The organism is Pseudarthrobacter sp. MDT3-1 (assembly GCF_054510755.1).
This window is the reverse complement of sequence record NZ_JBTNDX010000021.1, coordinates 1-12,246: the sequence shown is the minus strand read 5'-3', so window position 1 is coordinate 12,246 and position 12,246 is coordinate 1. Positions and strand designations below refer to the sequence as shown.

General features: G+C 61.3%; 9 protein-coding genes. 3 read left to right on the top strand and 6 right to left on the bottom strand.

The annotated features are described in order from the left end of the window. Nucleotides 1-8 precede the first annotated feature (8 nt). The 3 genes from ACX80X_RS15530 to ACX80X_RS15520 are packed head-to-tail and all read right to left on the bottom strand — an operon-like array spanning nt 9 to nt 4,327. The gene (locus tag ACX80X_RS15530; RefSeq protein WP_252601631.1) at nt 9-2,291 is read right to left on the bottom strand and encodes an ATP-dependent DNA helicase RecG; all 2,283 of its coding nucleotides are present in this window, start codon (nt 2,289-2,291) and stop codon (nt 9-11) included. Next, nucleotides 2,281-3,291 carry a DAK2 domain-containing protein gene (locus ACX80X_RS15525; RefSeq protein WP_252601634.1) on the bottom strand — a complete coding sequence of 337 codons (1,011 nt, stop codon included), beginning with the start codon at nt 3,289-3,291 and terminating at the stop codon, nt 2,281-2,283. The genes ACX80X_RS15530 and ACX80X_RS15525 overlap by 11 nt, the downstream gene beginning before the upstream one ends. Before the next feature lie 22 nt (nt 3,292-3,313). Beyond that, the gene (locus ACX80X_RS15520) at nt 3,314-4,327 is read right to left on the bottom strand and encodes a thiamine-phosphate kinase (protein ID WP_252601637.1); all 1,014 of its coding nucleotides are present in this window, start codon (nt 4,325-4,327) and stop codon (nt 3,314-3,316) included. A 61-nt stretch (nt 4,328-4,388) separates the two neighbouring features. Between ACX80X_RS15520 and ACX80X_RS15515 the strand changes: the two genes are divergently transcribed. Continuing rightward, a complete protein-coding gene (locus ACX80X_RS15515; protein WP_252601640.1) occupies nt 4,389-4,955 on the top strand; it encodes a YdcF family protein in 567 nt (188 codons plus the stop codon). A gap of 433 nt (nt 4,956-5,388) precedes the next feature. After that, a complete protein-coding gene (gene wecB / locus ACX80X_RS15510; RefSeq protein WP_252601643.1) occupies nt 5,389-6,594 on the top strand; it encodes a non-hydrolyzing UDP-N-acetylglucosamine 2-epimerase in 1,206 nt (401 codons plus the stop codon). 156 nt (nt 6,595-6,750) lie between these two features. Here the strand turns inward: wecB and ACX80X_RS15505 are convergent, their stop codons facing one another. Next, complete coding sequence (locus tag ACX80X_RS15505; protein ID WP_252601645.1) at nt 6,751-7,452, bottom strand: hypothetical protein; 702 nt, start codon at nt 7,450-7,452, stop codon at nt 6,751-6,753. 315 nt (nt 7,453-7,767) lie between these two features. On the opposite strand from ACX80X_RS15505, the gene ACX80X_RS15500 reads away from it, so the two are divergent. Beyond that, a complete protein-coding gene (locus ACX80X_RS15500; RefSeq protein ID WP_252601647.1) occupies nt 7,768-11,202 on the top strand; it encodes an FkbM family methyltransferase in 3,435 nt (1,144 codons plus the stop codon). Between the two features lie 243 nt (nt 11,203-11,445). On the opposite strand, the gene ACX80X_RS15495 is transcribed toward ACX80X_RS15500, so the two are convergent. Further along, nucleotides 11,446-12,024, bottom strand: a complete 579-nt coding sequence (locus tag ACX80X_RS15495) for a transposase (RefSeq protein ID WP_256476974.1) — start codon at nt 12,022-12,024, stop codon at nt 11,446-11,448. A 15-nt stretch (nt 12,025-12,039) separates the two neighbouring features. Further along, nucleotides 12,040-12,246, bottom strand: a 207-nt coding sequence (locus tag ACX80X_RS15490) for a hypothetical protein (RefSeq protein ID WP_459312563.1), incomplete at its 5' end; no start/stop codon positions are given.

The window sequence follows — 12,246 nt, the reverse complement described above, 5'->3', positions numbered from 1 at the left end:
TCCGCCTCCTATCCGCGCTCAAGGAACGCCTCCTTCTCGGGGTTCAAGTACTCGTCAATGGCCTCCGCCAACCGCGGATGCCGCGCCAGGGCCGGATCCGAGCCCACAATTTCCTGGGCGTCCTGGCGCGCCTGCGCAATGATGTCCTCGTGTTCCAGCACGCGCAGCAGTTTCAGGGTGGAGCGGCCGCCGGACTGCGACGCGCCCAGGATGTCGCCCTCGCGGCGCAGCTTCAAATCCTCCTGCGACAGCTCGAAGCCGTCGGTGGTTGCCGCCACGGCATCGAGCCGGAGCCGGCTCGGGTGCCCGCGTTCGAGGTTGGTGACCAGCAGGCACGTTCCGGGAAGCCCGCCACGGCCCACCCGGCCGCGCAGCTGGTGCAGCTGGGAAATGCCGAAGCGGTCGGCGTCGAGGATCACCATCAGCGTTGCGTTATGGACGTCGACCCCGACTTCGATGACCGTGGTGGAAACCAGGAGCTTGGTCCGGTTGGCCGTGAAATCGGCCATCGCGGCGGACTTGACCGCGGGGTCCAGGCGGCCGTGCATGGGCCCAAGCGGCACACCGGCCAGAGCTGGCTCCTGCTGGAGATGTTCGACGACGGCAGTCACCGACGCGAGCTCACGCGCAGCGCCGTCGCCTGCTAAGTCAGCCGCGGAAGGTTCCGCTTCCCCCGGACTGAAGTCGCCGTCGTCGTCCGTTCCGATCCTGGGGCACACCACGTATACTTGGTGCCCGGCGTCGATCTCCTCACGGGAACGGGACCAGATGCGGTCTGCCCAGCCGGGGTTTTCGGCGAGGCCCACCACATGCGTGGAAATCGGCGCCCGGCCAGCCGGGAGCTCGTCCAGGACGGAGGTTTCGAGGTCGCCGAAGACCGTCATGGCAACCGTACGTGGAATGGGCGTGGCCGTCATGACGAGCAGATGCGGCGGCTTGTTGGCCTTCGACCTGAGAACGTCCCGCTGCTCCACGCCGAACCGGTGCTGTTCGTCCACCACGATCAGGCCAAGGTCGTAGAACGCGACGTTGTCGCTGAGCAGCGCGTGCGTGCCGATCACGATCCCGGCCGCGCCGGATGCGGCGTCCAGCATGGCCCGTTTCCGGGCGGCGGTGGGCATGGAGCCGGTGAGGAGGGTGACCTGCACCGCCCCTTCGGCCAGGCTGCCCAGCAGCCCGTCCGCGGACAGCATCGGGTCGCGGGACAGGGAGCCCAGGGTCCGCCGGATGGATTCGAAGTGCTGGGCGGCGAGGACCTCGGTGGGCGCCAGGAGGGCCGCCTGCCCGCCGGCATCCACTACCTGCAGCATGGCCCGCAGCGCGACGATGGTTTTGCCCGAGCCGACCTCGCCCTGCAGCAGCCGGTTCATGGGGCTGTCCTGTGCCAGCTCCGTGGCCAGCGTTTTCCCGACGGCGGTCTGGCCGCCGGTGAGCGTGAAGGGCAGCTGCCTGTCGAACGCCGCCAGCAGCCCGTTGGTGGCCGGGCGCCGCGCCGTGGCTTCCTCGGCCGCAAGCTGGGCACGGCGCCGGGCCAGTGCCGCCTGCAGGACCAGGGCCTCCTGGTAACGCAATCGCTCCTGGGCCTTCTTCCAGTCAGCCTGCGTTTCCGGCTTGTGGATGAGCCGGTAGGCCTCGGCCACTGGAAGGAATTTTTCCCGCGCGGCGACCGTCTCCGGCAGCGGATCCGGCAGGGCGTCCAGATCCACGGTTTCCAGGAGCGTGGAGATGACTTTTTGGATTGACCAGCTGGTGAGCTTTGCGGTGGCCGGATACACCGGGATGGGCATGGCGGCGAGCTTTTCGGGGTCCATGGCTGGCATGTCCGGGTCCTCGTCCAGGAGGTGGAAGTCCGGGTTGGTCAGCCCCAGTGACGGGCCGTACCGGGTCACTTTGCCGGAGAACATCACGCGCCGGCCCGGCAGGAGTTCGGCCCTTGCCCGGTGGCCGCTAAAGAAGGTGATCTTGAGAGTGCCGTGCCCGCTGCCGGGGCCTACGGCGGCCAGGCGCGGACGGCCATGGAAGGCGGCGTCGTCAGTAATCACGACGTCGGTGATGGAACCGCGGCGGGTATGCATCTTGCGGGTGCTGTTGGAGAGCACCCGCGCGATGAGGGTGACTTCCTCATCCACGGGTAACTCGCTGATGGGGGTCAGCTCGCCGCGGTTCAGGTAACGGCGAGGGAAATAGTTCAGCAGCCCGCCCACCGTGGTGATGCCCAGATGCTTCTCAATGGCCGAAGCTGACCGCTTTCCGATCAGGCGTTCCAGGCCCAGGTCGAGTTCAGCGCTCATGCCCACTGGAGTTCACCGGAGCTGGTTCGGGATCGCGGGGCATGGCGAGTTCGCTGACCGAAATGTCGCTGGGTTCGCCGAGGGAACGGATCAGGGCGACGGCCGGTGAGGCGTCGGAGACGTGCACGTGGACCCGCCACCGGTAACTGCCGTGCGCATCTGCCAGGCTGTCCACCTGGCTCATGATGACGGACTCGCCGATTTCGTCGAGCCGCTGGCGCAGCGTGGCCGCGGTGAGCGGCGACAGGCTGATGGTGCACATAACCTCAACGCCGTCGTCAACCGGCATATCAGTGTGGATGTGGGGGTCCTGGACGTCATAGCCGTGCAGCCCGTCGAGGAGTTCGCCCTGCAGTTCTTCGCCCAGGACGGCGGAGCGGAGGCAGTCGAGGATGAGCAGCATGCCGACTCCCCCGGCATCGACAACATGCGCGGCTTCAAGGGCGGCCAACTGGCTCTCGGTGCTGACTACTGCTTTCAGCGCGCCGTTGACGGCAGCGTCGAGGGCTTTGCCCAGGGCTTGGTTGCTGTCGTCGCCGTTGTGTCCTGCGTCCACTGCCGCGGCGGCGCGGGCGGCGGCCTCCATGACCGAAAGCATGGTGCCTTGTACGGGATCGCTCAACGCAGACCAGGCGCGGATCTGGGCGCGGTTCAGGGCGGCGGCCAGAAGGGTTGAGGTCAGTCGGGTGTGACCGGCCAGGGGTTCAGCCGCAGCGCAGAGGAAGACCGAGAAAAGGGTTCCGGAGTTGCCCCGGGCCTGCTCCATTGCGGCCCGGCCGGCGCGCGCCAGCACTGCTCCGACATCCGCCTGGCCGGGATCAGCAGTGACTGCCGTGCCCTGGCCCGCCGGGTCGCTGCGCAGGGCACGTGCGGCCGCCCGCACGGTGAGGTAAAGGTTGGTGCCGGTGTCACCGTCCGCCACGGGGAAGATGTTGATGGCATTGAGGCGGTCGCTGTGGTTGGCAATGGCGGTTTCAGCCTTGTCCAACCACCGCTTCATCGCTTGCGCGTTGGCGGCAACCTTAGTCTGCAAAGTGATCCCATCCCCCGGTGCCAACGGCGTGGCCCGCAATTGTGACGCCCGGTGGTGTGGAGCTTCCCGGGGCTTGTACTGAGCCTATCGCAGTGAATCCGGCAGGCAGCTGAACGCCGGCCGGGAATGTGGCCAGCAGCCCGTGGTCCTCTCCCCCGCCCAGCACCCAGGCCATGGGGTCAGCACTGAGAAGGTCCGACGCCGGACGCAGGGCTTCTGCGAGAGGTTTCAGTGCACCGGGGTCAAGGTCAAGCGCCACGCCGCTGGCGGCGGCGAGGCGGCCGCCGTCGCGCACCAGGCCGTCAGAGATATCCAGCATGGCCGTGGCACCGGCCCGTGCTGCCGCCGGCCCGGCGGACAGGGGCGGCCGCGGCCGGCACTGCAGTTCCACGAGCGCCCGCTGCGCCGGCACCAGGGACTCCAGTGCGGTTTCCGATTCCAGGAGCGCAAGCCCGGCTGCGGCCCGTCCCACCGTCCCGGCCAGAGCCACAACGTCGCCGGAACGTGCACCGGATCGCAGGACGGCCTCTCCGCCCGCCAGCGAGCCCAGCACGGCGACCGTGACGGAGATTTCCGTGCCGCGGCCCAAGTCGCCCCCGGCCACGGAGCACTCGGCGGCCCCGAGTTCCCTGATTCCCGCAGTCAGGCCGTCGGCAAGGTCCGCCACCCAGCTGACAGGAGTTTCGGGCGGCAACGTCAGGCTCACCACCAGCGACGTGGCCACGCCGCCCATGGCGTTGATATCGCTGAGGTTCTGGGCCGCCGCCTTCCAGCCGACGTCGAAGCCCGTGGTGCGGTACCCGTTGGGCCATTGGAGCCGGAAGTCCTGGTCCTGCACCTGGGTGTCGATGGAGATCAGGGTCCGGCCGTCCGGGGCGGATACCAGCGCGGCGTCGTCTCCCGGACCCAAAAGGACGCTTGAGCTATGATTCAGGCGCGGGAAGATCCGGGCAAGGAGCTCGGACTCGGAGAGCGAGGCGACGGTCAACTGTTCTGCAGGCACAGCCCTACGCTATCGGCTGGGGCCGACATCCAAGCACCGCACGGGCACCTAGACTTGCAGAGTGCATCAAAAGGGGACCATCGCCGCGAAGATCTTTACCGGCACCCTTTTTGGCTTATTCGTTTTATGGTTCACCGCAAGCTTGTTGCTCTTTTGCGTCACGTCGCCGGCTTCGTCGACGCCTCCCGTGGATGCGGTCATCGTTCTGGGCGGCAGCAGCGGGGAGCGCCTGCCTGTTGCCCAGCGCTTCGCTGCCGACGCGGGGGCACCAGTTTTGGTGGTCTCTTGGACGGACACGCCGGGAAACTTTTCTGCAGACACCCTGTGCCGGGAGGCCTCCTTTCCCAGTGCATCGTTGGTCTGTTTCCGGCCGGTTGGCATGGATACCCGCAGCGAGGCGGACGTGATCGGGAAGTTGGTGAAGGCCAACGGCTGGACCTCGATAGCGGTGGTCACATCCTCCTATCATGTGCCCAGGTCAGAGACTCTGATCCAGCAATGCACGGACGCCACGGTCACCATGGTGGCGTCCAATCCCAAGCTCGACTCGATGGAGTGGCTGCGGCGGTTTGTGATCGAGACGGTGGGCCTGATTGATGTGAATCTGCACCCGGAGTGCGGTTCCTAAGGCGCTGGATGCAACAATTGAACTTTGCCTGTGCACCGTGTGCGGGCTGGATTGCTGGTGAGGAGAGATAACTTGAGCGAGACTGACCTGCCCCTCAGGCCGCTTCCTCCTGGTCCCCGGCACATGCGCAAACGGCGATTCCGCCGGGAGATTCCTGATCAGTTGCTGCCAGGAGGCCGCATGATTACGGAGCCAGTTCCTGCGGCGGTTCCCCCTGTTAAGTCGGATGCACCCCCTGGCCCGGCAACAAAGAAGGCCAGCCCGCGTACCAAGCGTCTCGTAGCACTAGGCGTAGTGATTCTTGTCTCGGCCAGCATCCCGATTCTGGCATTGACCTTGATCTTGGCCGGCTAATTCGCGCCCTCAATTCATCACTTCGTTGGTCGTTGCGATAGCATCGGCACATCACCACTGCCATTCTTGGGGGAAATCCGTGCCCAGCGTCATGCCAATTTTCGGGACGCGTCCGGAGGCCATCAAAATGGCCCCAATCGTTACCGCCCTTCAGGACTCACCTGACTTCGACTGCATTGTCACTGTTACAGGCCAGCACCGCGAGATGCTGGACCAAGTCAACGAGCTCTTCGGTATCGTCCCCGACCATGACCTGAACATCCTGCAGCAAGGTCAGTCTCTTTCGGCGATCATGACGCGCACCATCGACGGCCTGGACAAGCTCTTTGCCGATAACAAGCCGGACGCTGTCATCGTTCAGGGTGACACCACCACGTCCACGGCTGGCGCCATTGCCGCATTCTACCACGGCATCCCTGTGGTGCACGTCGAGGCCGGGCTGCGCAGCGGGAACCTGCTCTCGCCGTTTCCCGAAGAAGCCAACCGAAAGATCACCAGCCAGATCGCCAGCCTGCACTTGGCTCCCACCAGCACCAGCAAGGCGAACCTCCTCGCGGAGGGTATTTCCGAGGACGACATTGTTGTCACGGGAAACAGCGTGATCGACGCACTGCTCACCACAGTGGGCAAGAAAATAGCGTTCACGGACCCCCAGCTTGAAGACCTGGCCGCCAGCGGGCGCCGGATCCTTCTGGTCACAACCCACCGCCGCGAAAACCAGGGCGACGCCATGCGTGGCGTGGGCCGGGCGCTTGCCCGCATTGCCGACGCCGAGCCGGACCTGGTCATTGTGCTGCCTGCACACAAGAACCCCGTGGTCCGTGAGGCCGTACTTCCGGCCCTGGAGGGCAAGAAAAACGTCATCGTCACGGAGCCCCTGGCCTACGGCGAGTTCACCCGCATGCTGTCCTTGGCGCACATCGTGCTCACCGATTCCGGCGGAGTCCAGGAAGAGGCACCCAGCCTCGGCAAGCCAGTACTCGTCATGCGTGACAACACCGAACGCCCCGAGGCCGTCGATGCGGGTACCGTAATGCTCATCGGCACGGACGAACACCGCATCTTTGAAGAAGTAATGCGTCTCCTTCGCGATCGACTGCATTACAAGACCATGGCGAACGCCATCAATCCGTACGGTGATGGACACGCCGCCAAAAGGAGCCTCGCAGCAATCTCGGAGCAACTGGGAGTGGGAAAAAGAGTAAACGACTTCAATTCCCACGCTGACTGCATGACACTAAGTAGCCACGAAGACCAATTTCCGTCCGCTACACTCCTCGTCTAACCGATAACTTCAAAACCGTAGCAGCAGAAGCAGCCATGAGACGGATTGTTTGGTTGTAGGGACCTGGGAAAGAGAGCCTGTTTCCAACGCTTGAACCCACGGAGGCTAACGCTCCGGAATGCGGCGTATATTTGTTGGTGTGACTGCTGAAGTGACCTAACCTGCCCGATGCAGCAACCTGCCCAGAACTTCCTCTTTGTAGCTTGGGACAGGATGGGCCAGGCTCTCCTGAATTTCAGTTAGGTACATTTCCACCTGCACTGCATGCGTGGTGAACGATTCCACCAATTGCGAACGGCTCTTCTCTCGTTCAACCAACAGCTCCCGAGAAGCCGTGCCCAGACGTTCGAGGCCCTCTGCGGCCGCGCCCAAGTGTCTTAGCTCGCTCAGAACGACGTTGATCTGATCGTTCGTCTTCTTTGCCGCCCGCGCCCGCGCTGCCTCGCTGTCGGACAGCGCGCGAAGCAGAGAGTTGATCTGATCATTCGCCTTCTTTGCCGCCCGCGCCCGCGCTGCCTCGCTGTCGGACAGCGCGCGGTCAGTTCTTCCGATACCTGCTGCAGTTAGGGAAAGTGTTTTCTGCATTTTTACGGCTGCTCTGGCTCGCGACGCCTCAAGATTCTGTAGACGCAGATGTGTCATCTTGTGCAGATCCGCGCTGGCCCTGATATGACGTCGGCTGGACTGAACCACTCTAGTAACAATGAAGTACGTGCTGGTCAGAATGGTGAAGAGGAGACCCGAGAAAATAACGGTTAGGTAAACAGCGGGGCTAACGAAACTAACGGCCAAGTAAACAGCCGCAACAGCAAGGACTACGCAAGCTCCAACAGCTAATCTGATCGTTTTGCTTTTCATAAGCACCTCCATAGTCTTCACCGAACTGAACTGCAGCGAATGGCTCGCTCCGTTTCGAGGTCTGCATTCACAGACCGGCACCTGCACGCACTCTCCGCCTCCCCAAGTGTAGTGGCCGGACGTTTGCGGCCGTGACCACAAGGGGTTGACGCCATAAATATGGAACGGCCATCCGGCGTCCAGTAACCCGACAGGGTGGTCGTGCAACAACCGCTAGAGTAGGAAGGACTTCCCACGGCTACGTTCGAGGATCGCTCACGCACGGTCTCCTGGGGTGTGCCCGAAACGAAGCAATCTATTTTGAAGGTGCCGAGAATGCCCACAAGCAAGACTGTAAGAAGCACGTCATTCAGCGTCCGCGGAAAACATGTTGTCTTAGCCGGCCTTGAGAACGAGTACATCTTCGGGCTTGTTTCGCGCGATGGAAACTTCTACGAGAACGATCTCCTCGACATCATTGCTTCCCTGCATTTTTCGTCTGACGGCCTGATTGTTGACGTCGGTGCCAACATCGGAAACCACACGGTGTACTTCGGCAGTTTCTTTGAGAATCCCGTATTGGCCATTGAACCAGTCACTATCAACTACGAACTCCTCCAGCGTAATATCGTGGAAAACTCCCTGAATGAACGCGTTTCGACGGTTCAATGTGTCGTGTGGGATAAAGAATCCGATTTCGAAATGATCAACAATATCCCCGAAAACGGCGGCACCTTCCAAGCCATTGAATCCGGCAAACAGCCACATTCCATCGAGGGAAGGACCCTCACAGACATCGTTGGAGACCGGCCGGTAGCCCTTCTGAAAATAGATGTTGAGGGTGCCGAAAATAAGGTCGTAGAGGGTGGCCTGTCTGTCATTGCTAGGGACAAACCGACCATCGTGGCTGAATCTCACTCGCCAGAGGCATATCGGGGCCTGTCGGACTTACTCGTTCCAATGGGATATGAGGTGGTTGCTGAGGGAGGACGGAGCGTCAACTACGTTTGGGTCCACCCCGAATCAATGCAGTTTGAATCAGTCGCGCAGCTCAGGCATCGTCTCGAAATCGACGCTCGTCGCCATGACAGCCGGCGGACCCTGACCAGCCTCGACCGCATATCCAACAAAGTGGGCAATCTGGCACCGGTCAACAACGAGGACAGCGGCCGCCACCAGGACGTCCTAAAAGCAGTGGAGGGAATGGCTGGCGACCTGTCCAAGACCGCGTTGCAGCTGGATAGCCTGTCTGAGATTCGTGAATCAACGACTTCATTGGCACAGAGGGCCGCCAAAATTCTCACGACAACCTCTTCTATCGCCGATCATTTGGAGTCCTCGCGTACACAAATCGTTGATGCGACTCGCGACACGTCCGAATTGGTTATTAGTACCGGATCTAAAATCGAAAAATTTCTCGAGCACGGCATTGCAACCCTCTCCGACAAGAATGCGGAAAATCAGCGCGCAACCGCCGACATTAATGACTCTGTCCTATCCCTCAGAGGAACTGCGTTAGAGGTTCTTGCCGCTTCCCAAGGCACATCGGAAGCAGTCTCTCGTGTTGGATCACAGTTGACGGACTCAATCCAGCAGGGCGTCGCAAAGCTTTCGGAAGGTAACGATCACCGCCTTCTTGCTTCCACTGCCGCTTATGACCGGGCATGCGCGGTGATTGAACGTGCACGGGAAGCCATCGAAAAGGCGGTGGAAACAACCCTAGAAAGGCAAGTGTCCCGTGCAGAGCAAGACCTCGCTGATCGTCTTGCCACCGCCGTTGAGGAGCTGGATAAGGCACTTGACGACCGAGAAAAATTTGAGACTGCCGCCGTATCTTGGCATCGAGCCTTCAAGAACCTTGCTGAAAGATGGGAATCTAACCAGCCTGAGGCGCTGTCGGCCAAAGCAGCGGTAAACGCCGTCCGTGAGGTTATTTTAGCGCGGGGAGGTTCCCAGCTGGTCGAGTCGGAATCCGCTAATTCTCTCCGCATGCGCGAAGTCCAGGGTTCAGGGTATCGACGCACTGACTCGGTACGAATTGGCATTGCCACCATGCCCGGACGGGAGCGGGGACTAAAGGCAGTTTTGGAAGCATTGCTTCCGCAGGCCGATGAGATATTCGTTTACCTGAATGGAGCCGATATTCCGCCCAGCGATATTGCTCACGACTCGCGTGTACGGTTCTTTACCGGGCCGGACTATGGCGACCGCGGAAAGTTTTTGTTTATTGAAGGTTTCGATGGTTACTACCTGACGTGCGACGATGACATCGAGTATCCCGACTTTTACGTCGACTATATGATCGACGGGATAGAAAGATACGGGCGTAAGGCAATCGTGGGCTGGCACGGGTCGATATTTTCCGACGACTTCGAAGACTACTACAACAGCAAGTACAGGCGAGTTCTCTCGTTTTCAACGCTCCGCGGCAAGGACACTCCGGTGCACCTCCTGGGAACGGGCATCGCTGGATTCCACACAAGCACAATGCCCGTCGAGTTTGAGGACTTTCATTACCCAAACATGGCTGACGCATTCTTGGCCCGTAAGGCTCAATGGAATAACGTGCCGATGGTGGTGTTGCGCCACGAAAAAGGCTGGGCGATTCCGATCGAGGCTGATGCCCCGTCCATTTCCAACGTGTCTCTGGGCAAGGGCGATCCCGTGGCTAAATTCGATGTGCGGGCGCATGTCAGCAAACTGGTCAAGGATCACGGTGCGTGGAAAATCAACGAGCTAAAACCCGAACTCGCACGTGACGATCTCGGTGTTGCAGTTATCGGTCGGACAGATAAAGCCAAGTGGAAGAAGGGGGGCATCCTCAAGTCGTGCCACATCACGGCGTCCCTACTGCAGCAATTCGGCGCCAACGTCGTGCTGGCTGACATCGAGACGGGGGACCCTGAGAATCTTGGTGGGGCCCAGGTCTCTGTCGTGATGATCTACGTCGGCGATCCCGAACGCCCAGATTTTGCCCGTGTTGAACACCTCGTTGAACTGCACGCTGGCCGTGGACGCGTTGTAGTCATTAACCTATCGGTCAACGGCAAATCCAGTCGCAATAGGCACATCCGGCAGAAACTCCTTGAGTGGGAGGCCAAGTACGGAAATCGAGTCGTGCTGATGGTCTTCACGGAAGCTATGCTGCAGCACCCTGAACTCGACGATGTCGAGCATCTCTTGGTCCCAATACCCAAGACGCTTTCGCTCCCCCTCCCTCCGGCTGCAGAATTTCATACTAGTGACGGCATATTCGTTGGGGACATCGCCAAACTCAGTGACAGCTCCCTTATGAGTCACCCTGCCGAGGAATGGATCAAGGCAATCCGAAGCGCACTGCCGGAGGCGCCCATTCATGCCGTCAGACAGTACAAACCAAAATACGACGTCCCCCTGGACGTGGACGAGATTTGGCCGTTCCTGCGTGACGACTTCTCTGAGCGGATTTCCAGCATGAGGTTGATGGTAACTCCCATCAAGTACGCAACGTTTGAGATGGTCCCCGTCGAAGTAGCCTCTCTCGGCGTCCCGGTCATCTATCAACAAATGCCCCAGTCTCTGTCCGAGTACTTGGGCCTCGCTGGAGTTCAAGTCCGTACCCCGGAGGAGCTTGAGCTCGTCCTCCCAATTCTGTATCGCGACCCGTCTGTCTGGCGAAGCCAAAGCCGAGCAGGGAAATTCCGGGCCAAGAGCTCTGACCTGCGGAGCAGCGCCGGTCAGATGTACATGCGCATCGCCATGTTGGCGAAGCGGGCTGTCCTCGTTCATTAGTACGGTACGAGACGCCACCGCCGGGCTGGCGGTTTTCGGTGCGGCGGGAAAGAGGTCAGTGCCTCTTTCCCGCCGCACCACGCCACACCGTACGGGGACTACACCGCGGCGCAAGATTCAGACGGCCCTATCCATGCTCATCTAAGAAGGCCCGTCGTGGCGACAGGAAGGCCGGAATATGGGGGCTCTTCAAAGTTCCCGGGGAATGGTCTGCTGAGATGATGTCTCATTCTGCCAACCGGGTTACGGTAGCCGCGGCCGGTTAACTGATTTGCGCTTGATGTGATTTATCGCGGTGTTGTTTGCTTTTACCTTGGCGGTTGTTGCTCCGGTGACGATGAGGACTTCGATCTCGGCCCACCATCGGCACACGGTCCGATAGAGCCTGTTGGTCTCGGGCATCGCTGCGCGTTCCACGAGGTCCGTCAGGGCTGTCTTTGCCGCGGCTGTGGCTTCGAGGGAGCCGGTTTTCAGCAGGGTGCGGAGTTGTTCCTTGACATGCCAGGCGGCCTGGAGGCTGCCGGTCGGATCGTCAGCGGCGAACACGCCGGCAAGCCGGTGCTGTCCGCGTTCTGAGGGGTTCTCGTTGACTTTCAGCAGCAGCATCAGGTTCGCCCACGCCGGGTCCGTGGCCCTGCCGCGCCGGCCCCTGACCCGCAGGGACAGGCCCTGGCGGACTGTGGTGAGCATGTCGTTGGCCAGCAGCGTCACGTGGAAAAAATCCACCGAGACCGCAGTGTGCGGCAACCACATCCGCAGCGCCTTCCGGAAGGCTGCGAACGGGTCGATCGCGACGACCTGGACTTCGAGCCGCCATTGCAGCGGCCGGGCGAAGAGTCAGTCGCCGACGCCCTTGTGGTCGCGTCCGTCCACGATGCCCAGTACCTGCCCGGTGTCCAGTTCGACGATTGTTGCCATGCACGGCTCGTACCGGGTCCAGGCCCAGGACTCTGGACATGGGGTGATGGTGTTCGACTGACTTCCGCAGGATTCCGGTGTTTTTGTTATGGGTGCGACATAACAACGGCTGTTAATCCCCCTTCT

What these genes read in the sequence shown, in the direction of transcription:
- ACX80X_RS15530 (WP_252601631.1), bottom strand. Translation starts at nt 2,291, where the DNA reads ATGAGCGCTGAACTCGACCTGGGCCTGGAACGCCTGATCGGAAAGCGG.
- ACX80X_RS15525 (WP_252601634.1), bottom strand. Translation starts at nt 3,291, where the DNA reads ATGAAGCGGTGGTTGGACAAGGCTGAAACCGCCATTGCCAACCACAGC.
- ACX80X_RS15505 (WP_252601645.1), bottom strand. Translation starts at nt 7,452, where the DNA reads ATGAAAAGCAAAACGATCAGATTAGCTGTTGGAGCTTGCGTAGTCCTT.
- ACX80X_RS15500 (WP_252601647.1), top strand. Translation starts at nt 7,768, where the DNA reads ATGCCCACAAGCAAGACTGTAAGAAGCACGTCATTCAGCGTCCGCGGA.